Below are 20,677 nucleotides of genomic sequence, written 5' to 3'. Positions count from 1 at the left end.
GAGCATGCACAAGACCGTCGCTATCCTGATCTTCCCCGGCGTCCAGTCACTGGATGTGACCGGCCCCATGGATGTGTTCTGCGAAGCCAACCGCTTTCTGCCGTCCCAGGATCACTACCAGATAGAGGTCATCGGGCTGGGCCACGGCACCATGGCCGCCTCCAACGGTTTGGCATTGCAGGCCCACCGGCATTACAGCGAAGCCCTGCAAGCCTATGACCTGCTGCTGGTCGCCGGCGGCCCACAGTTGCCGTTCGAGGATTTCGGCCCACAGTTCGATGATTGGCTGCGTGGCGCAACCGCCCGGGCGCAACGCTTCGGTTCTGTCTGCAACGGCGCCTTCATGCTGGCGCGCGCCGGATTGCTGGATGGCAAAACCGTCACTACCCACTGGAACGATGCTGCCGACCTGGCGCATCTGTGCCCCTCGGCCCAGGTCGAAGCAGACCGTCTCTACGTGCAGGACGGCAACCTCTACACCTCGGCAGGCGTCACGGCGGGCATCGACTTGTCGCTGTACCTGCTGGCCCAGGACCACGGCCCGGAAGTGGCGTTGAGCGTGGCCAAGCGCCTGGTGGTGTTCACCCAGCGTTCGGGCGGGCAGTCGCAGTTCAGCCCGTTCCTCACCCCTCACACCGAAACCACCTCGGCAGTGGCGCTGGTGCAGTTATACGTACTGGCGAACCTGACGGGCGACCTGAGCATCGCCGACCTGGCCAGGGCCGCCAACATGAGCGCGCGCAACTTCTCCAGGGTGTTCGCCCGTGAAGCGCGGATAACGCCTGCGGAGTTTGTCGAACGAGCACGGGTGGATGCGGCGCGGGTGATGCTCGAAAGCACGCATGCGCCGCTGAAGACCGTGGCCTACCAATGCGGGTTTCGCGATGCCCAGCACATGCGCAGCGTGTTCAACCGTCGGCTGGGCGTGACGCCGCAGCAGTTCCGGCTCAACTTTGCGGCACCGGTCTAAGCCCCTTCCACAGGTTGACCGATTTCCAAGGGGTTATCGCGCCGGCAGCAGTTTCAGCGTGCCGCGGGTATTGGCCGTGACTTCCTCATCACTGAAATGCGCCTGCTCGTAACCCCCTTCGATATAGGTCTCGGCCTGGTCGCCATAGTGCTTGTCGAACGGCACGCCGCTTTGCCCCACCGGGTTGATGGTGAGGGCGTGGGCCACGTCGGCGAAGTCGATCAGGCGGCGGGTAGACGGGCCGTAGGTCACCGGCCACGGCGCGGGACCGATGACGGCCGACTGGTTGTTCGGCACTTCGTGGGTGCCGGGTGCCGGGAACGGGCCGACGTTGACGATCAGGTCCAAGGGCTTTTGTGAGCCCAGCGGGTGACCGTGGGTCAGGGTGTGGGCCTTGCCCCATTGCCATTGCGTTGGGTCATCGCCGAAGGTGGCCTTGAGGTGCGCGAGGCTGTTGTCCCAGGCCCGCTTGACGGTGTCGGTGCGCTTGCCGTCCCACCAGGGCGAGGCCGGGTCGGCAGCCAGGCGGGGCAGGGCGGCGTCGATCACGCGGGTCGTGAGCAGGGTCTTGAACATGGCGTCGCCCAGTTTTGGGTGGAAAGCCGCGTCGGCAAGGTTGAACAGGAACTGGTTGAACAGCGTGGCGCTGGTGGAATCCAGCGGATAGTCACCTTTCCAGCTGGCAAGCTGTTCCACCAGCTTCAACTGCGCCGGGTCCGTGACCACCTCGCTCAGCACCGGCAACAGCGGTGCAAGCAGGCGCGGGCCGAACGCGGTGGTGGTACCCAGTTGCAGGGCCTGGCTGTTGTTCACATCCCACTTCACGCTCTTGTCGCTCAACTGCGCGTTCAGCTGCTGGCCACGGTCAGCGAGGTTGTAATAGCCGGGGATTTCCATGCCGGTAGGCGACACCGGCTGGGCATTCGCCGACACCACATAGCCACGCGCCGGGTTTTCTTCCTGAGGGTTGGCGCTGAAGGGGTAGAAGCCCAGCTTGTCGGCCTGGGCGGTGCTGCCGTCGAGGATAAAGCCCGCGTGGGTGCCGGCCGGGCGCATCGGCAACTGCGCCGCCGCCCACCAGCCGATATCGCCCTTGGCATTGGCCCACACGATATTCAGCCCCGGTGCAGACACCTTGGCCGCCGCCGCGCGGGCCTTGGCCAGGGTGTCGGCGCGGTTGAGCTGGTAGAAGCCTTCGAGGATCGGGTTCTGGGTGTCGAGGAACGCCCACCACATGGCAATCGGTGTCTTGCCGCCGTTCTCGCCGAGCACGTCATTGACGATCGGGCCGTGGGGCGACTGGCGCAGGGTGAGGCTGACCGGTGCCTGGCCTTTCACGGCGATCTGTTGCTCGCTGCTGCTCATCTCGACCCACTGGCCGTGGTACCAGACCTGGTTGGTGTTGTCCGGGTTGACCTTCTCGGCGATCAGGTCGAGGTCGTCGTTCTGGAACATGGTCAGGCTCCAGCCGAAATCCAGGTTGTGCCCCAGGAACGCCATGGGTACCAGCGCGTTGTGGTAGCCATACAGCTCAAACCCGGGTGCCGACAGTTGCGCTTCGTACCACACCGATGGCACCGAGAAACGGATGTGCGGGTCACCCGCCAGCAGCGGTTTGCCGCTCTTGGTACGACTGCCGCTGATGGCCCAGGCGTTGCTGCCCTCGAATTGCGGCAAGCCGTTGTCGGCCAACGCCTGTTCGCTCAGGGCGGCGAGGGCGCCGAGGGTTTTCCAGTCACTGTCGGCCAGGTTGAGGGCGCCCTTGGGTTGCCAGTCGAGGTCGAAGACTTTCAGGTAGTCGCTGCCCAGTTGGTCGCGCACGTAAGTCAGCAAGGGCTCGGTACGAAACGCAGCGGCAAAGCTGTAGGCCATGTACCCGGCGACGCTGATGGTGTCCTCGGCGGTAAACGCGCGCCTGGGGATGCCCAGCACGTCGAACTCCATCGGGCGGGCGTGGCTGTCCTGATATTGGTTGATCCCGTCCAGATAGGCTTGCAGGGCCTTCCAGTGCGCCGATTCATGGTCCTGCTGCGCCACATAGGTGGCGGCGCGGTCGCGAATGCGCAGGCTGCGGAACAGCTTGTCGGTCTCCAGCAGCTTCGGCCCGAGCACCTCGGCCAACTCGCCACGGGCCAGGCGCCGCATGATCTCCATCTGGAACAGGCGGTCCTGGGCATGCACGTAGCCCAGGGCGCGATACAGGTCGGTCTCGTTCTCGGCGCGAATATGCGGCACGCCACGGTCGTCGTAGCGCACGGTGACGGAGCCTTGCAGGTTGGCCAGTTCAACCGTGCCCTGGCGGGTCGGTTGCTTGCTGTAGACATACCAGCCCGCACCGAGGCCAATCAGCACCAGCAGAACCGCGAGAACCTGCAAGACGCGCTTCATGAACATTCCTTACCAAGAGTGGGGTGGCGGGCGACTAATCTTTCGACCACGAACAATAGCAGCCCACCGCCAGGGTGTGAGTGGCGTTCACGTCTCGGCCGGCTTCAAGGGCTTTCAGGATCGGCTCGATAAAACTGTTATTGGAATTACACGTCAGCCCTTCGCTGTACGGCCCGAAATACGCGAGCTTGCCGGTTCGGTCCCAGATGCCCACGGCCGGGCTGGCCGGCACCTGGTCGGCACCGGGCAGGACAGTGAGGGTTTTCATCTTGCGCAGGTTGTCGGGCAACTGGCCGTGGCTGCCGGCTTTTTGCAGGGCATAGAACTCGACGCCCTGGGGCGCGTACTGCTCGATCAACTCGCCCAGGTGTTGCTGGTTGCCGACATTGCACGGGCAAGCCGGATCCCAGAAATGCACCAGGCGGATCGGTCCGGGGCCGCTGAGTTCGGCGGGCAGGCGCAGGGAGTCGCCGGAAAATACCGCCGTGTGTTCGCTGAAGGCGCGCAGGTAGCGGCCCTGGAACCAGTCATACGCCGCCCACAGCACGCCAGCGCACATGATCAGGATCAGGCTGGCGAACAGGGCGTTACGGTAAGGCTGTCGCATTCGGATCTATCCTCGCAGGTCGCGTAGCTTGCCATGCTTGTCCTGACAGATGAATATCGCAGCTCGATATTCATCTTCGCCGCAAGTCTGGAACCCTTTATGCCTGTGACCTTTGACCCTGATCACCTTCGCGAAAGCCTGCGGCCCCTGGTGGATGCGCAACCGCTTTCAGCCGAAGCGCGGGTCTACCAGCGTTTCTATGGGCTGGACCTGAGTGCACGCAAAGTGCCGGTTGTGAGTCGGCTGGGGCGTTTCGAGGTGGATGGGTTTGAGGTGGTCGCCCAGGTGTGGTGGCCGCCCGTGCCGGTGGCGACGATGTTTATGTTCCACGGCTTCTACGACCATATGGGCCTGTATCGCCACGTGGTGGACTGGGCGCTGGACCAAGGCTTTGTGGTGATCGCCTGCGATTTGCCGGGCCATGGCTTGTCCAGCGGCGCGCGCGCCAGCATCGATGATTTTGCCGTGTACCAGGATGTGGTGCAGGCGCTGTTCGTCCAGGCCCAAGCGCTGCAATTGCCACAGCCCTGGCACTTGTTCGGGCAAAGCACCGGCGGCGCGGTGGTGGTGGACCACCTGCTCAACCAGGGGGCCGACAGCCCGGCCCAGGGCAAGACCTTCCTGCTCTCACCGCTGGTGCGGCCGCGTGCGTGGGGGTGGTCGCAGGTCAGCTATTACCTGCTGCGCCCGTTCGTCAACGGCATCGCCCGGCGTTTCAGCGAGAACACCAACGACCCGCAGTTCAAGCCGTTCCTGGAGGCCGACCCGCTTCAGCCGCGCCAACTGCCAACCGCCTGGGTGGGCGCGCTGGCGCGCTGGATCAAACGCATCGAAGCCGCCCCGCGCAGCCCACGGCGGCCGGTGATTGTGCAGGGTGAGGAAGACATGACGGTGGATTGGCAGCACAACTTGCAGGTGCTGCGGGGCAAGTTCGACCAGCCCGAAGTGTTGATGCTGCCGCGTGGCCGGCATCACTTGGCAAATGAGATTCCAGGGATTCGTGAAGAGTACTTCCGGTATTTGACGGCCCATCTGAAATAACGCAGTCCAAATGTGGGAGGGGGCTTGCCCCCGATAGCGGTGTATCAGTCAGCTTATCTGTAGCTGACCCACTGCCATCGGGGGCAAGCCCCCTCCCACATTTTATTACTGCGTCAGGCTTGAAGTGCTTTGGCCGACCGCCAGCCCCGCACGAATCGCCGCTAGCGCCGCCTGGTAATACGCCTTACCCTCCGGCGACTCCGCAAACGTGGCGAATTCTTCCAGCTCCGGGTCGGACAAATCCCGATAGACGTACAGCAACGTGTTGTTCAAGTCCTTGTCGATCTGTTGCATCAGCCGCTCACGCTGCCCATTCAACATGCCCTGAGCCTGACCACCACCCAGCAGGCCGGGGATCATCTGGCTCAAGCTGTCGGCGGCTACACCGGCAATCGCCAGGCTCACTTCGGCGCCGGCTTCGCGGGCGGGCAGGGCCTGTGCCAGGTGGCCGATGATCAGGCTGCGGGTGGCGTCGGCTTCGATCTTGGGCAGGCCCTGGGCATTTTTTGCCAGTTGGTCACGGCGCGTGGCCAGCAATTCGGCGGTGACGATCTTGCGGCCCAGCGGCGACTGGAAGAACGCCAAGGCGGGCTTGGGGTCCGCCAGGTTCTTGCGCAGTTGCGCCTCGGCACGTTGGTCCATGGCCTGGGCGGCAAAGCGTTTATTGCTGTTGTCCACCAGCGCCTGGTACACCGCCGGCGGCAGGCTATTGCGGTAGCGTTGCTGGGCAGCACTGAGGGCGTCATTGAAATGCGCACGTTGTTCGGCCCAGCCGGCGACCTTGTACAACTGGTCATGGCCGTCTGCCCAAGCGGGCAAAACGCAGAACATCAGCAAGGAAAAAAACAAACGACGCATATGGACTCCTGTCAGTCGGCCACTATTGTCCGTGTCGGGCGTAGGATTTGTCGAGAAGTCCTATCAGTCGCCTGACTAAAGTGTGTTGAGGCGCTCGACGGCGCTGTCGGATTCACAGGCGTATGGATACTATGCGCGCCATGCAAATACCCCTTGATCACCCCCTGCTGCAACGCATCGTTGATGACCTGGCCGAAAAAGGCTGGTCGCAGCAGAACGGCTTCCTGCCCCAGGCTCTGACCCTGGAACTGGCGGCTGAGTGCCGTAAACGTGCGGCCGAGGGTGAACTGGCGCCAGCGGCCGTGGGGCGTGGGCCCGCCCAGGAGATTCGCGAGGGCATTCGTGGTGACCGTATCCAGTGGCTGGAGGAGGGCGACGCGGCGGTCTGCGGCAGCTATATGGCGCTGATGGACAGCCTGCGCCTGGCCATGAACCGTGGCCTGTTCCTGGGTCTCGAGGATTTCGAAAGCCACTTCGCGATGTATCCGCCCGGCGCGTTTTACCTCAAGCACCTCGACCGTTTTCGTGACGATGACCGGCGCATGGTCTCGGCGGTGATCTACTTGAACGACGCCTGGCTGCCCGAGCACGGTGGCCAGTTGCGCATGTACCTCAAGGACGGCGTCGAACACGATGTGGTGCCCACCGGCGGAAGCCTGGTGGTGTTCCTGTCGGGCGAGGTGCCCCACGAGGTCATGCCTGCTACGCGCGAACGCCTGTCCCTCACCGGCTGGTTTCGCCGGCGCGGTAACGAACCGTTTTAACCATGCAAAAGATTCTGATCAGCCGCTGCCTGCTCGGCCACAAGGTGCGCTACGACGGCGGGGCCAGCGGGCCGTTCGACCAATTGGCGGCATGGCAGGCTGAAGGTCGCGTGATTGCGATCTGCCCGGAAGTGTCGGGCGGTCTGCCGACGCCCAGGCCCGCGGCCGAGATTCCAGGTGGACAGGGCATCGATGTGTGGGAAGGCCGCGCCCAAGTGTTGACTGCCGAGGGCGAAGATTTCAGCGCCGCCTTCCTCGAAGGCGCCCGCCAGGCCTTGGCGTTGGTGCTGCGTCATAACCTCCGTATCGCCATCCTCAAGGCCAATAGCCCGTCCTGCGGCAACCTGCTGACCTATGACGGCACCTTCACCGGTGTAAAGGTCAGTGGCGAGGGCGTCACGGCGGCGCTGCTCAAGCGCCATGGCGTGCAGGTGTTCAGTGAGCTGGAGTTGCCTGAGGCGGCACAGGCGTTGGCGCGCCTGTAGGGGCTTCGTCCTCGAACCACTTGTGCGACAGCGCCTTTAATCGGCCATCGTCCTTCACCCGCTTCAACGCCCCGTCCAAACTCGTCTTGAAGGCCGGGTTGCCCTTCTGGAACGGGATCGCCAGTTCAGGCTTGTCGTGATAAGCCTCGCTGAAATCGAACTGATCCTTCAGCTCGGCAGTCATAGCGATATGGTTGATGGCCACATCGTATTTACCGGTTGAGACTCCTGGCAGCATATCGGCGTCATCGGTGGTGATAAATGAGGGGCGCACGTCCATTTCTTTTGCCAGCAGTTCACCCAGCTCGACTTCAAAGCCGGTGAGTTTGTCGCCTTCCTTGAAGTTGTACGGCGGGGTGTTGGCTTCAAGGGCGATGCGCAGTTCGCCGCGATCGTTTACATCGTCGATCAGTTCGGCATGAGCCAAGGGGCTCAGAAGGGGAAGCAAAAGTAACAGGCCAGGCGAAAAGCGCATGGTCACTCCTAGAGGTTTCGAATGTGCGAGGCGCCGTTCAGCATCGCTTTGCTATGGTGTTGAGTGCCTTGGACAGCAATTTATCGCGAAGTTGTCATCCCCCTACAGATTTCACAGAAAAACTGGAGAAGCGAATGAAAGCCCTTTTGTCACGTGCAACCCTGGCCTCCCTGCTGCTGGGTGCTTCGATGTTGGCCACCGCCGCCGACGGCATCCCGCGTAGCGCGCCACCTGAAGGCGCCAAGGTATTTATCGTCTCGCCGAAAGACGGTGCCACCGTGGATAAAACCTTCACCGTCAAATTCGGCATGGAAGGCCTGAAGCTGGCCCCGGCCACTGACCAAACCGCAGGCACCGGCCACCACCACCTGCTGATCGACCAGAAAGCGCTGCCAGACGCCAGCGTACCGATCCCGGCCACCGACACCGTGATTCACTACGGCAAGGCCCAGACCGAGACCGAGCTGACCCTCACCCCAGGCAAACACACCCTGCAACTGGTGGCCGGCGACAAGCTGCACATGCAGTTCGACCCGACGGTAGCTTCGAAAGTGATCACAGTTAATGTGAAATAAAAAAACGGGTGCCCCTGGCGGGACACCCGTTTTTTAGCGGCAAGTTTCAAGCTACAAGCTGCAAGTAGACGCTTTTAGCTTGCCGCTTGAAACTTACCGCTTGTAGCTGACCATTCCCGCCGTTTTAGAACAGCACGCGGCTTCGGATGGTCCCGTTGATGTGCTGCAGCTTCTCTTGCGCCAGGTCCGAGTACTCGGCGTCGACGTCGATCACCACGTAGCCGACCTTCTCGTTGGTCTGCAGGAACTGACCGGAGATGTTGATGCCGTTTTCCGCGAAGACCTTGTTGATCTCCATCATCACGCCAGGGATGTTCTGGTGGATGTGCAGCAGACGGTGTTTGCCAGGGTGAGCCGGCAGGGCCACTTCCGGGAAGTTGACGGACGAGACCGACGTACCGTTGTCGCTGTACTTGACCAGCTTCTCCGACACTTCCAGGCCGATGTTGGCCTGGGCTTCAGCGGTGGAGCCGCCGATGTGCGGGGTCAGGATCACGTTGTCCAGGCCACGCAGCGGGCTTTCGAAGATGTCGTCGTTGGAGCGTGGCTCCACCGGGAACACGTCGATTGCGGCGCCGATCAGGTGCTTGTCCTTGATCGCGTCGGCCAGGGCGTCCAGCTCGACTACGGTGCCGCGTGCAGCGTTGATCAGGATGCCGCCTTTCTTGATGGCGCGGATTTCCTTCTCGCCGATCATCCACTGGGTCTCAGCGGTTTCCGGAACGTGCAGGGTGACGATGTCGGACATGCCCAGCAGTTCGGTCAGGCTCGACACCTGGGTGGCGTTGCCCAATGGCAGCTTGGTCAGGGTGTCGTAGAAGAACACCTGCATGCCCAGGCCTTCGGCCAGTACCGACAGTTGCGTGCCGATCGAACCGTAACCGACGATACCCAGTTTCTTGCCACGGATTTCGAAGGAGTTGGCCGCGCTCTTGATCCAGCCGCCACGGTGGCAGGAAGCGTTCTTCTCAGGGATACCGCGCAGCAGCAGGATGGCCTCGGCCAGCACCAGCTCCGCTACGGAACGGGTATTGGAGTACGGGGCGTTGAACACTGCAATGCCGCGCTCGCGCGCTGCGTTGAGGTCGACCTGGTTGGTGCCGATGCAGAAACAGCCGACCGCCACGAGTTTCTTGGCGTGATCGAAGATCTCTTCGGTCAGCTGGGTGCGGGAGCGAATGCCGATAAAGTGCGCGTCGGCGATCTTTTCCTTGAGCTGGGCTTCCGGCAGAGAACTGGTGATGTACTCAATGCTGGAGTACCCGGCGGCCTTCAATACGTCGACGGCCGATGGGTGGACGCCTTCCAGAAGAAGGAACTTGATCTTGCTCTTATCGAGAGAAGTCTTGCTCATCTGCGTAAACCTGTATCCCGGAGAAAAATGGCAGGGAATCGGATCGTTAAGCTGACCCGGACGGCAGGAAAGCCGTCACCGCAGAAACGCCCTTGGGCTCTGTCCTGCGGGGGCGGTATGCTAGCATACGCGCCCCGCTAAACACCTATTCCTGCGACGTGAAGCGTTCTCAGGATGACCATGAATTGTTCGAGAGTTCTGTCGATGACCCATCCTGCCCTGATTGATGAGCTAAAGACCCTGGTTGAGCCCGGCAAAGTGCTGACCGACGCCGACTCCCTGGAGGCTTACGGCAAGGATTGGACCAAGCACTTCGCGCCCGCGCCGACCGCCATCGTGTTCCCCAAGACCACCGAGCAGGTGCAGGCCATTGTCCGTTGGGCCAATGAGCACAAGGTGGCGCTGGTGCCATCCGGTGGTCGTACCGGGTTGTCGGCTGCTGCCGTGGCGGCCAATGGCGAAGTGGTCGTCTCGTTCGACTATATGAACCAGATCCTCGACGTGAACCTTACCGACCGTACCGCCGTGTGCCAGCCGGGCGTGGTCACCAAGCAATTGCAGAACGTCGCCGAAGAAAAAGGCCTGTACTACCCGGTGGACTTCGCGTCGTCCGGTTCCAGTCAGATTGGCGGCAATATCGGTACCAATGCCGGCGGGATCAAGGTCATTCGCTACGGCATGACCCGCAACTGGGTGGCCGGCATGAAAGTCGTCACCGGCAAGGGTGATGTGCTGGAACTGAACCGCGACCTGATCAAGAACGCCACCGGCTATGACATGCGCCAACTGTTTATCGGCGCCGAAGGCACCCTGGGCTTTGTGGTCGAAGCCACCATGCGCCTGGACCGTGCGCCAAAAAACCTCACGGCGATGGTGCTCGGCACCACCGATTTCGACTCGATCATGCCGGTGCTGCACGCCTTCCAGAGCAAGCTGGACCTGACCGCCTTCGAATTCTTCTCCGACAAGGCCCTGGCCAAAGTCCTCGGTCGTGGCGATGTGCCGGCACCGTTCGAAACCGAGTGCCCGTTCTACGCGCTGCTGGAATTCGAAGCCACCACCGAAGAAGTCGCCAACCACGCCCTGGAAACCTTCGAACACTGCGTCGAGCAGGGCTGGGTGCTGGACGGCGTGATGAGCCAGAGCGAAACCCAGTTGCACAACCTGTGGAAACTGCGTGAGTACATCTCCGAGACCATTTCCCACTGGACGCCGTACAAGAACGATATTTCGGTCACTGTCTCCAAAGTGCCAGCGTTCTTGAAGGAAATTGACGCGATCGTCGGCGAACACTACCCGGACTTCGAAATTGTCTGGTTCGGCCATATCGGCGACGGCAACCTGCACCTGAACATCCTCAAGCCGGAAAACCTGAGCAAGGATGAGTTCTTCGCCAAGTGCGCCACCGTGAACAAGTGGGTGTTCGAAACCGTTCAGAAGTACAACGGCTCGATCTCCGCCGAACACGGCGTGGGCATGACCAAGCGTGACTACCTGACCTACAGCCGCTCGCCGGTTGAGATCGAATACATGAAAGCAGTGAAGGCGGTGTTCGACCCGAACGGGATCATGAACCCTGGCAAGATCTTCGCTGTTTAACCGCCCCCGAAGGAGTCGTTTCATGAGCTACCAGCACAAGTATGTCGACGGCACCAACATCCACTTTCCAGTGGGTAAGGTGGTGTGTATTGGGCGTAACTACGCCGAACATGCCAAGGAACTGGACAACCCGGTGCCAACCGAGCCGTTGCTGTTCATCAAGCCAGGCAGTTGCGTAGTACCGCTGGAAGGCGGTTTCAGCATTCCGACCGAGCGCGGCTCGGTGCACTACGAGGCGGAAATCGCGGTATTGATCGGCAAACCACTGTCGAACAAGCCCAGCCGTGAAGAAGTGCTGGACGCCATCTCCGGCTTCGCCCCGGCCCTGGACTTGACCCTGCGCGACAAGCAAGCCGAGCTGAAAGCCAAGGGCCTGCCGTGGGAAATCGCCAAGTCCTTCGACGGCGCAGCGGTGCTTGCGCCATTCGTGGTCGGCAGCACCTTCGCGGACGTGACCGACATTGGCATTCGCCTGACCATCAACGGCGAAGTGCGCCAAGACGGCAACAGCGCGATCATGCTCAACCCGATCGTGCCGATGATCCAATACATGGCCGGCTGCTTCTCGCTGCAGGCCGGCGATGTGATCCTCACCGGCACCCCCGCTGGCGTGGGCCCGTTGAATGTGGGCGATGAGCTGGTGTTGGAGCTGACAGGTGTGAACCGCTTCGAAAGCAGCGTTCGCTAAGCACCTGATGTGGGAGGGGCGGTGCGACGATTCGACTTGCCCCGATTACGCTGTATCAGTTAAGTGGATGTTGACTGACACACTGCTATCGGGAGCAAGTCGAATCGTCGCACCGCCCCTCCCACATTGCTCCGAGTCCATCTCGTGCATCGGCTTTTGCATTTTTTTCACACGCCATCCGGATAATTCCCAGCCTCCAGCGCGCGGGCCCGTTGATCCTGTGCTATCACCTACCGCTGACTTTCCGGAAAAAGCCCCCAATGGCCGTGTCCCTGCCCTCCGCCACACCCAAGCCGCGTTCTCGTTTTGCCCTGCGCTGGTATTCCTGGCTGTTTCTGGCGGGCGCCATCGTCTACGGTATTTCCTGGGCCATGCACTGGGACGATCGCGGCCTGCTGTGGATGCTGGAGCGCTTCGAAACCCCGGCTGAGCGTCAGGAGAGTGTGTGGTTGCCGGACTACCATGCCGTGATCGATGGCAAGCTGCTGCCGGGCATGGAGAAGGATGAAGCGTCGGACGTCTCCTACAGCCCGCAGACCAAAACCCTGTTTTCCGTCATGGGTAAAAACCCGTTCCTGGTCGAGCTGAACCTGCAAGGCGATGTGCTGCGCAAGATGCCGCTCAACGGTTGGAGCAACCCTGAAGGCGTGACGGTGATGGAAAACGGCCTGATAGCCGTGGTGGATGAACGCGAACACAGCCTGACCATCCTCAAGGTCGATGCCACCACCCAGCAATTGAACAAGGCCGACTTTCCGAGCTATGACCTGGGCCCGTCCAAGGACCAGAACAAAGCGTTCGAAGGGTTTACCTGGGACAAGCGCAATCAGCAATTTGTACTCGGTGAAGAGCGCCCGCCGGCGTTGTTCACCTGGAAAAGCGACGGCAGCCAGACCCTGGTCGGCGATAAACAAAAACTGGCCAGCAAAGCGCTGGACATGCGTAACCTCTCGGCCCTGGCCATCGACCCGCGCACCGGTCATCTGCTGGTGTTATCGGCCGACTCCCACTTGCTGCTGGAGTTGGACGAGAAGGGCGAACAAGTCAGTTTCATGACCCTGCTCGGTGGCTTCAACGGCCTCAAGAACACCATCCCCCGTGCAGAAGGCGTGACCATGGATGAGAACGGCACGCTCTATATCGTCAGTGAGCCGAACCTGTTCTATCGGTTCGAAAAGCAGAAGTAACGGACGGATTACGTCGGATATCTCTCTGTTAGCGGCATTCGCCAGACACCAGGGTGCGTTTAAGTTTAAATTCAGACGGGCGTGATATTTATTCGCCACTTTTGACTTTGAGCCCCGCCCGATGCGTCGATTTGCCCGTCCCAAACCCATTCTCTTTATGCTTGTGCTGATCGCCCTGGTCAGCGCCGGGGCCGTTGCGCAGCACTTTCGCCTGTTCGAGCGCGCCTGGTTCAACTGGCAGGCCTGGCGCCAGCCGGCGGACGAGCGCTCCATTGGCCTGGCGGATTACCGAGTGGTCCTGGAGGCCCAGGTTATCGAAGGGCTTGACGACGATGTCTCGGCCCTCACGTACGACCCTGTGCGCAAAAGCCTGTTTACCGTCACCAATAAAAACGCCGAGCTGATCGAGTTGTCCCTTGAGGGCAAGATCCTGCGGCGCATCCCGTTGGTGGGGTTTGGTGATGCCGAGGCGGTGGAATTTATCAGCGACAACATCTACGTCATCACCGACGAACGCCAGCAGCGGCTGATCAAGGTGCATGTGGACGACGCTACCCAATTCCTCGACGCTGCCGATGCGGAGCAGATGACCCTGGGCCTGCATGTCGGGGGCAACAAGGGTTTTGAAGGATTGGCCTATGACTCAGTCGGCAAGCGCCTGTTCGTGGCCAAGGAGCGCGACCCGATGCTGATCTACGAGGTTCACGGCTTTCCCCATTTCAAACCGGAAAAAACCTACTCGGTGCACGTCATCAACAACCCCAAGCGCGATGCCGGGCTGTTTGTGCGCGATCTTTCAAGCCTGCAATACGACGAGCGCAGCGGCCATCTGCTGGCGCTGTCGGATGAGTCGTTTCTGGTGTTGGAACTGGATATCGACGGTCGCCCATTGAGCAGTCTGTCTCTGCTCAATGGGCGCCACGGCCTGAAAAAGCGCGTACCCCAGGCCGAAGGGATCGCCATGGATGACGAGGGCACGTTGTACCTGGTCAGCGAGCCGAACCTGTTTTATGTGTTCAAGAAACCCAGCCCCTGAAAACACTGCCGAACTAATGTGGTGTTCTTAGGCCTTGAGGGTTTTCACGCCTTCGGAAGTGCCCAGCAGCAGCACATCCGCCGGACGCGCAGCGAACAGGCCGTTGGTGACCACGCCGACGATGGCGTTGATCTGCGTCTCAAGCTCCACCGGGTTGGTGATCTGCATGTTGAACACGTCGAGGATGATGTTGCCGTTGTCGGTCAACACGCCTTCGCGGTACACCGGGTCGCCGCCCAGCTTCACCAGCTCGCGGGCCACGTGGCTGCGGGCCATCGGGATGACTTCCACCGGCAGCGGGAACGCGCCGAGGACCGGCACCAGCTTGCTGGCGTCGGCGATGCAGATAAAGGTCTTGGCCACCGCCGCGACGATTTTCTCGCGGGTCAGGGCTGCACCGCCGCCCTTGATCAGGTTCAGGTGTTCGTCGCTCTCATCGGCGCCGTCGACGTAGAACTCCAGGTCGCTCACGGTATTGAGCTCGTACACCGGAATGCCATGGCCTTTGAGGCGCGCGGCGGTGGCTTCGGAACTGGCCACGGCGCCGTCGAATGCGCCTTTGTGCTGGGCCAGCGCGTCGATAAAGCAGTTGGCGGTGGAGCCGGTGCCGACACCGACGATGCTCTTGTCGTCGAGTTTAGGAAGGATTAAATCGACGGCGGCCTGGGCCACTGCCTGTTTGAGTTGATCCTGGGTCATGCGGGCTCCGGAACGGGCGGGGAGTAAAGAGGGGCGCGAGTATAACCTAACAAAACCTCTGGATTCGTGTGGTCGCCCGGCCAAACGCTGGGTTAGACTCCTTGGCCCTGCCCAACCCGCCCAGTGATTTCCGCCGATGCTTGAACAGTACGTCAAAAAGATCCTCACCTCGCGCGTCTATGACGTTGCCGTAGAAACCCCGCTGCAGACCGCCCGCCAGCTCTCCGAGCGGCTGGGCAACAAGGTCTGGCTCAAGCGTGAAGACTTGCAGCCGGTGTTCTCGTTCAAGATTCGCGGCGCGTACAACAAGCTGACTCAGTTGACGGCTGAAGAGCGTGCACGCGGCGTCGTCACGGCCTCGGCGGGCAACCATGCCCAGGGCCTGGCCCTGGCGGCCAAGGTGCTGGGGGTCAAGGCCACGATCGTGATGCCCAAGACCACCCCGGAGATCAAGGTCGAAGGCGTGCGCTCCCGTGGCGGCAAAGTGGTGCTGCACGGCGATTCCTTCCCGGAAGCCCTGGCCTACTCGCTGAAACTGGTCGACGAAAAAGGCTACGTCTACATTCACCCCTACGATGATCCGCACACCATTGCCGGGCAGGGCACCGTGGCAATGGAGATCCTGCGCCAGCACCCGGGGCCTCTGGACGCGATTTTCGTACCGGTGGGCGGCGGCGGGCTGATCGCCGGCATTGCGGCCTACGTGAAATACCTGCGCCCGGAGATCAAGATCATCGGCGTCGAGCCGGACGACTCCAACTGCCTGCAAGCCGCCATGGCCGCCGGCGAGCGTGTGGTGCTGCCCACCGTGGGTATCTTTGCCGACGGCGTGGCGGTGGCGCAGATCGGCCAGCACACCTTCGACATCTGCAAACACTATGTGGATGAGGTAATCACCGTCAGCACCGATGAAATCTGTGCGGCGATCAAGGACATCTACGACGATACCCGCTCCATCACCGAGCCGGCCGGTGCGCTGGGTGTGGCAGGGATCAAGAAATACGTGGAGACCCGTGGTATCACCGGGCAAACCCTGGTGGCCATCGACTCCGGCGCCAACGTCAACTTCGACCGCCTGCGCCATGTGGCCGAGCGCGCCGAACTGGGTGAAGGTCGTGAAGCCATCATCGCCGTGACCATCCCCGAGAAACCGGGCAGCTTCAAGGCTTTCTGCGAGGCCGTGGGCAAGCGCCAGATCACCGAATTCAACTACCGCTACCACTCCGGCAGCGAAGCGCACATCTTTGTCGGGGTGCAGACCCACCCGGAAAACGACCCGCGCAGTGCGCTGATCGCCAGCCTCACCAGCCAGGGTTTTCCGGTGCTGGACCTGACCGAGAACGAGCTGGCCAAGTTGCACATCCGCCATATGGTCGGTGGGCATGCGGCCAAGGTCAGTGATGAAGTGGTGTTTCGCTTCGAATTCCCTGAGCGTCCGGGGGCCTTGTTCAACTTTCTCAATAAATTGGGCGGGCGCTGGAACATCTCGATGTTCCACTATCGCAACCACGGCGCCGCTGACGGCCGTGTGGTCGCCGGCCTGCAAGTGCCGGCGAGCGAGCGTCACCTGGTCCCGGCAGCCCTGGAGGCCATTGGCTACCCGTATTGGGATGAAAGCGATAACCCGGCCTACAAATTGTTTCTCGGTTGAGCGACTACGCTGATTGGGGCGGACTTTAAGGAAGACGACACATGGAAACCCTGACCACCCTCAAAGTTATCCACATAGCCGCCACGGTGTTGCTGCTGCTCTGCGGCCTCGGCCTGGCGCTGTTGGCCTGGCGCAAGCGCAGCGCCGGCCCGGCCGTGACTGTGCAGCGCCCGTGGGCGTTCGTGTGGTTGCTGATGGGCGTTTGTATGGTCAGCATGCCGTTTACCGGCTGGTGGTTGGTGCACTTGGTCGGCTGGCCATTGGGGCAGACCTGGATCCTGGGTTCCAGCATCCTCTATACCGTGGCGGCGTTGGCCTGGTTCTGGTTGGTGGCACGGCTTAACCGCCTGCGCAAAGGCGAGGGCGGCAGCCTGAATTTCACTTTGGTGCTGGCGGTGGTGAGCCTGGTGGGGTTTGTGGCGATTGCAGGGTTGATGGGCGCCAAGCCGGTTTAACGCTTTGGACCGTGTCGCCGATAGGGCCATCAGCTACGCAGCGTAATCACCGGCCAACCACGCTTCTCGGCTTCGGCGCGCAGATTCGGGTCCGGGTCCACCGCCACCGCATGCGTCACCTGCTCCAACAACGGCAGGTCGTTCATTGAATCGCTGTAGAAATAGCTGTCTTCCAGGTTATGTCCGGTTTCTTCCAGCCAACGATTCAGGCGCGTCACCTTGCCCTCGCGAAAGCACGGCACATCGGTGCTGCGTCCGGTGTAGCGGCCGTTTTCCATCTCGCATTCGGTGGCGATCAGGGTTTCCACGCCCAGGCGTGCGGCAATTGGCGCGGTGACGAAACGATTGGTGGCGGTGATGATCACCAGCTTGTCGCCAGCGGCGCGGTGCTTGGCCAGCAGTTCGACGGCAAGGGGCAGCATGATCGGCTCGATGCAGTCGCGCATATAGTCGTTGTGCCACTCGTCCAGTTGGGCCATCTCGGTGCGGCCGAGGATTTCCAGGCAAAAGTTCAGGTACGCGGCGTTGTCCAGCTTGCCGGCCAGGTAGTCCTGGTAGAACTCGTCGTTGCGGGCCTTGTAGGCTACCGCGTCGAGAATCCCCCGTTCGCAGAGGTAATCGCCCCAGGCGTGGTCGCTGTCACCGCCAAGAAGGGTGTTGTCCAAGTCGAATAAAGCCAGGCGCATTGCAGTTACTCGCTGAAAAGTCTGTAAAAAGGCGTCCAGAATACGGTCTTTTCACAAGAGTGCACATAAGGTAAGAAGCCTCGTTGCCGCTGGAACAACCTTTGTGGAACAATGCGGCGACATGCGTTTGCGAGGTTGTTGCCGTGATCGACCCCGATGGTTTCCGTCCTAATGTCGGGATTATTCTTACGAATGATGCCGGCCAGGTGCTATGGGCTCGCCGAATCAACCAAGATGCCTGGCAGTTTCCTCAAGGCGGAATCAACCCCGACGAAACCCCTGAAGACGCCTTGTACCGTGAGTTGAACGAAGAAGTCGGCCTTGAGCGCGAAGATGTACAGATTCTGGCCTGTACCCGGGGCTGGTTGCGCTATCGTTTGCCGCAACGCCTGGTGCGTACCCACAGCCAACCGCTGTGCATCGGCCAGAAGCAGAAATGGTTTCTCCTGCGCCTGATCTCCAACGAGCAGCGGGTGCGGATGGATTTGACCGGTAAACCGGAGTTCGATGGCTGGCGTTGGGTCAGTTATTGGTACCCGTTGGGCCAGGTGGTGACATTCAAGCGCGAGGTTTATCGTCGCGCTCTCAAAGAGCTTGCCCCGCGCCTTTTATCGCGCGACTGACGACGGAGTTCGACCCCGAGCCATGCTCAATACGCTGCGCAAGATCGTCCAGGAAGTTAACTCCGCCAAGGATCTCAAGGCGGCGTTGGGGATTATTGTGTTGCGCGTCAAGGAAGCCATGGGCAGCCAGGTCTGCTCGGTTTACCTGCTGGACCCAGAGACCAACCGTTTTGTGCTGATGGCCACCGAGGGCTTGAACAAGCGCTCCATCGGCAAGGTCAGCATGGCGCCCAACGAAGGTCTGGTGGGCTTGGTGGGGACGCGTGAAGAACCCCTCAATCTAGAAAACGCGGCTGATCACCCGCGTTATCGCTACTTTGCCGAAACCGGCGAAGAGCGTTACGCCTCGTTCCTCGGCGCACCGATCATTCACCACCGCCGCGTCGTCGGCGTGTTGGTCATCCAGCAAAAAGAGCGTCGCCAGTTCGACGAGGGTGAAGAAGCCTTCCTCGTGACCATGAGCGCGCAGCTCGCCGGGGTTATTGCCCACGCCGAAGCCACCGGCTCGATTCGCGGCCTGGGCGGCCAGGGCAAGGGTATCCAGGAAGCCAAGTTCGTCGGCGTGCCGGGTTCGCCGGGTGCGGCGGTCGGTACTGCCGTGGTCATGTTGCCGCCGGCCGACCTCGATGTGGTGCCGGACAAGAACGTCGACGACATCGACGCTGAAATCAAACTGTTCAAGACGGCCCTGGAAGGCGTGCGCGCCGACATGCGCAACCTGTCGACCAAGCTGGCCACCCAGCTGCGCCCCGAAGAGCGCGCGCTGTTTGACGTGTACCAGATGATGCTCGACGACGCGTCCCTCGGGAACGAAGTCAAGACCGTGATCAAGACCGGCCAGTGGGCCCAGGGCGCGCTGCGCCAGGTGGTCACCGATCACGTCAACCGTTTCGAATTGATGGATGACGCCTACCTGCGCGAGCGGGCCTCGGACGTGCGCGACCTCGGCCGCCGTCTGCTGGCCTACCTGCAGGAAGACCGCACCACCAACCTGGTTTACCCCGACAACACCATCCTGATCAGTGAAGAACTGACCGCCACCATGCTCGGCGAAGTGCCCGAAGGCAAACTGGTGGGCCTGGTCTCCGTACTGGGTTCGGGTAACTCCCACGTCGCGATCCTGGCCCGCGCCATGGGTATTCCGACGGTGATGGGCCTGGTGGACCTGCCGTATTCCAAGGTCGATGGCATCGACATGATCGTCGATGGGCATCGCGGCGAGGTGTTTACCAACCCCAGCGAAGTCATGCGCAAGCAATACGCCGAGGTGGTGGAAGAAGAGAAGCAACTGGCGCTCGGGCTCGATTCGTTGCGCGAACTGCCGTGCGTTACCCTCGACGGCCACCGTGTGCCGCTGCTGGTCAACACCGGCCTGCTGGCCGATGTGGCCCGCGCGCAACAGCGCGGAGCCGAAGGGGTGGGGCTGTACCGCACCGAAGTGCCGTTCATGATCAACCAGCGTTTCCCGAGCGAGAAGGAGCAGCTGGCGATTTATCGCGAGCAACTGTCTGCCTTCCACCCGTTGCCGGTGACCATGCGCAGCCTGGACATCGGCGGCGACAAGTCACTGTCGTATTTCCCGATCAAGGAAGACAACCCCTTCCTCGGCTGGCGCGGTATTCGCGTCACCCTCGACCACCCTGAAATCTTCCTGGTGCAGACCCGCGCCATGCTCAAGGCCAGCGAAGGCCTGAACAACCTGCGCATCCTGCTGCCGATGATTTCCGGCACCCATGAGCTGGAAGAAGCCTTGCACCTGATCCACCGCGCCTGGGGCGAGGTGCGCGACGAAGGCGCCGACGTGCCGATGCCGCCGATTGGCGTGATGATCGAAATCCCGGCGGCGGTGTACCAGGCCAAGGAACTGGCGCGGCAGGTGGACTTCTTGTCGGTGGGCTCCAACGACTTGACCCAATACCTGCTGGCCGTGGACCGCAACAACCCACGGGTGGCCGACCTCTACGACTACCTGCATCCGGCGGTGCTGCAAGCCTTGCAACACGTGGTGCGCGACGCCCATGCCGAAGGCAAGCCGGTGAGCATCTGCGGTGAAATGGCCGGCGACCCGGCGGCGGCGGTGCTGTTGATGGCGATGGGCTTTGACAGCCTGTCTATGAACGCCACCAACTTGCCGAAGGTGAAGTGGATGCTGCGCCAGGTTGAACTGAGCATGGCCAAGGATCTGCTGGCCGAGTTGATGACCATCGACAACCCGCAAGTTATCCACAGCTCGCTGCAATTGGCGCTGAAGAACCTTGGGCTGACACGGATGATCAATCCGGCTTCCGCCAAAACCCTTTAATGGCGATACGCAGCCCCCGCCCCGTAGCAGCTGTCGAGCGCAAGCGAGGCTGCGTCGGGCGCGCTGCCGATTCAGGACCGAGTTGCGGCCGACGCAGCCTCGCTTGCGCTCGACAGCTGCTTGTATCTCGACTATCGCTCCGTCAGGAGTAATAGTTCTCGACTGATCATCGAGGGAGGGACTTGGAAGCCGCACAGCTGCTTAGGCTTTTAGCCTGTAACGTAGATCGGGCTC

At 61.5% G+C, this 20,677-nt stretch carries 20 protein-coding genes; 13 read left to right on the top strand and 7 right to left on the bottom strand.

Going from position 1 to position 20,677, the window contains the following annotated elements:
* Window positions 1-4: 4 nt before the first annotated feature.
* On the top strand, window positions 5-970 hold the full coding sequence (locus FIV39_RS26115) for a GlxA family transcriptional regulator (RefSeq protein ID WP_090401589.1): 966 nt from the start codon (window positions 5-7) through the stop codon (window positions 968-970).
* A 33-nt stretch (window positions 971-1,003) separates the two neighbouring features.
* On the opposite strand, the gene FIV39_RS26110 is transcribed toward FIV39_RS26115, so the two are convergent.
* Together FIV39_RS26110 and FIV39_RS26105 are read right to left on the bottom strand one after the other, a co-directional pair.
* The gene (locus FIV39_RS26110) at window positions 1,004-3,358 is read right to left on the bottom strand and encodes a penicillin acylase family protein (protein WP_090401590.1); all 2,355 of its coding nucleotides are present in this window, start codon (window positions 3,356-3,358) and stop codon (window positions 1,004-1,006) included.
* A gap of 34 nt (window positions 3,359-3,392) precedes the next feature.
* Entirely contained in the window at window positions 3,393-3,965 is a 573-nt protein-coding gene (locus FIV39_RS26105; RefSeq protein WP_090401591.1) for a DUF6436 domain-containing protein, read from the bottom strand.
* 99 nt (window positions 3,966-4,064) lie between these two features.
* Between FIV39_RS26105 and FIV39_RS26100 the strand changes: the two genes are divergently transcribed.
* Entirely contained in the window at window positions 4,065-5,006 is a 942-nt protein-coding gene (locus tag FIV39_RS26100) for an alpha/beta hydrolase (RefSeq protein WP_090401592.1), read from the top strand.
* Window positions 5,007-5,111: 105 nt separating this feature from the next.
* On the opposite strand, the gene FIV39_RS26095 is transcribed toward FIV39_RS26100, so the two are convergent.
* Complete coding sequence (locus FIV39_RS26095) at window positions 5,112-5,864, bottom strand: DUF2059 domain-containing protein (protein ID WP_090401593.1); 753 nt, start codon at window positions 5,862-5,864, stop codon at window positions 5,112-5,114.
* 131 nt (window positions 5,865-5,995) lie between these two features.
* Between FIV39_RS26095 and FIV39_RS26090 the strand changes: the two genes are divergently transcribed.
* Window positions 5,996-6,628: a 2OG-Fe(II) oxygenase gene (locus tag FIV39_RS26090; RefSeq protein ID WP_090401594.1), complete on the top strand. Its 633-nt coding sequence runs from the start codon at window positions 5,996-5,998 to the stop codon at window positions 6,626-6,628.
* 2 nt (window positions 6,629-6,630) lie between these two features.
* Window positions 6,631-7,113 (top strand): DUF523 domain-containing protein, encoded by a 483-nt coding sequence (locus FIV39_RS26085; protein ID WP_090401595.1) that lies wholly within the window; start codon window positions 6,631-6,633, stop codon window positions 7,111-7,113.
* On the opposite strand, the gene FIV39_RS26080 is transcribed toward FIV39_RS26085, so the two are convergent.
* Entirely contained in the window at window positions 7,064-7,588 is a 525-nt protein-coding gene (locus FIV39_RS26080; protein ID WP_090401596.1) for a transporter substrate-binding domain-containing protein, read from the bottom strand. The two genes, FIV39_RS26085 and FIV39_RS26080, sit on opposite strands and share 50 nt — an antisense overlap.
* 134 nt (window positions 7,589-7,722) lie before the next feature.
* Here FIV39_RS26080 and FIV39_RS26075 point away from each other — a divergent pair, with 134 nt between their 5' ends.
* Window positions 7,723-8,163: a DUF4399 domain-containing protein gene (locus tag FIV39_RS26075; RefSeq protein WP_090401597.1), complete on the top strand. Its 441-nt coding sequence runs from the start codon at window positions 7,723-7,725 to the stop codon at window positions 8,161-8,163.
* A gap of 124 nt (window positions 8,164-8,287) precedes the next feature.
* On the opposite strand, the gene serA is transcribed toward FIV39_RS26075, so the two are convergent.
* On the bottom strand, window positions 8,288-9,517 hold the full coding sequence (gene serA / locus FIV39_RS26070; protein ID WP_010167810.1) for a phosphoglycerate dehydrogenase: 1,230 nt from the start codon (window positions 9,515-9,517) through the stop codon (window positions 8,288-8,290).
* Window positions 9,518-9,721: 204 nt separating this feature from the next.
* Here serA and FIV39_RS26060 point away from each other — a divergent pair, with 204 nt between their 5' ends.
* The 4 genes from FIV39_RS26060 (at window position 9,722) to FIV39_RS26045 (ending at window position 14,027) form a co-directional block, all read left to right on the top strand.
* Entirely contained in the window at window positions 9,722-11,116 is a 1,395-nt protein-coding gene (locus FIV39_RS26060) for an FAD-binding oxidoreductase (protein ID WP_053127893.1), read from the top strand.
* A 22-nt stretch (window positions 11,117-11,138) separates the two neighbouring features.
* A complete protein-coding gene (locus FIV39_RS26055; protein WP_090401599.1) occupies window positions 11,139-11,804 on the top strand; it encodes a fumarylacetoacetate hydrolase family protein in 666 nt (221 codons plus the stop codon).
* A 260-nt stretch (window positions 11,805-12,064) separates the two neighbouring features.
* On the top strand, window positions 12,065-12,991 hold the full coding sequence (locus FIV39_RS26050; RefSeq protein ID WP_090401600.1) for an SdiA-regulated domain-containing protein: 927 nt from the start codon (window positions 12,065-12,067) through the stop codon (window positions 12,989-12,991).
* Between the two features lie 121 nt (window positions 12,992-13,112).
* Window positions 13,113-14,027 carry an SdiA-regulated domain-containing protein gene (locus tag FIV39_RS26045; protein WP_090401601.1) on the top strand — a complete coding sequence of 305 codons (915 nt, stop codon included), beginning with the start codon at window positions 13,113-13,115 and terminating at the stop codon, window positions 14,025-14,027.
* A 27-nt stretch (window positions 14,028-14,054) separates the two neighbouring features.
* Here FIV39_RS26045 and rpiA read toward each other — a convergent pair whose 3' ends face one another.
* Window positions 14,055-14,726 (bottom strand): ribose-5-phosphate isomerase RpiA, encoded by a 672-nt coding sequence (rpiA, locus tag FIV39_RS26040; protein WP_053127902.1) that lies wholly within the window; start codon window positions 14,724-14,726, stop codon window positions 14,055-14,057.
* 136 nt (window positions 14,727-14,862) lie between these two features.
* On the opposite strand from rpiA, the gene ilvA reads away from it, so the two are divergent.
* The gene (gene ilvA / locus FIV39_RS26035; protein ID WP_090401602.1) at window positions 14,863-16,377 is read left to right on the top strand and encodes a threonine ammonia-lyase, biosynthetic; all 1,515 of its coding nucleotides are present in this window, start codon (window positions 14,863-14,865) and stop codon (window positions 16,375-16,377) included.
* Between the two features lie 41 nt (window positions 16,378-16,418).
* Window positions 16,419-16,832: a DUF2269 family protein gene (locus FIV39_RS26030; RefSeq protein ID WP_090401603.1), complete on the top strand. Its 414-nt coding sequence runs from the start codon at window positions 16,419-16,421 to the stop codon at window positions 16,830-16,832.
* A gap of 29 nt (window positions 16,833-16,861) precedes the next feature.
* Here FIV39_RS26030 and FIV39_RS26025 read toward each other — a convergent pair whose 3' ends face one another.
* Window positions 16,862-17,518 (bottom strand): histidinol-phosphatase, encoded by a 657-nt coding sequence (locus tag FIV39_RS26025; protein WP_090401604.1) that lies wholly within the window; start codon window positions 17,516-17,518, stop codon window positions 16,862-16,864.
* A gap of 143 nt (window positions 17,519-17,661) precedes the next feature.
* Between FIV39_RS26025 and FIV39_RS26020 the strand changes: the two genes are divergently transcribed.
* The gene (locus FIV39_RS26020; protein ID WP_053128161.1) at window positions 17,662-18,141 is read left to right on the top strand and encodes an RNA pyrophosphohydrolase; all 480 of its coding nucleotides are present in this window, start codon (window positions 17,662-17,664) and stop codon (window positions 18,139-18,141) included.
* A 22-nt stretch (window positions 18,142-18,163) separates the two neighbouring features.
* Entirely contained in the window at window positions 18,164-20,443 is a 2,280-nt protein-coding gene (ptsP, locus tag FIV39_RS26015) for a phosphoenolpyruvate--protein phosphotransferase (RefSeq protein ID WP_090401605.1), read from the top strand.
* Window positions 20,444-20,677 lie beyond the last annotated feature (234 nt).

The sequence above is a fragment of the Pseudomonas grimontii genome, assembly GCF_007858185.1.
GTDB classification, from domain to species: domain Bacteria; phylum Pseudomonadota; class Gammaproteobacteria; order Pseudomonadales; family Pseudomonadaceae; genus Aquipseudomonas; species Aquipseudomonas grimontii.
The sequence above is the reverse complement of the archived record's forward strand: the minus strand, read 5'-3'. Positions and strand labels throughout refer to the sequence as shown.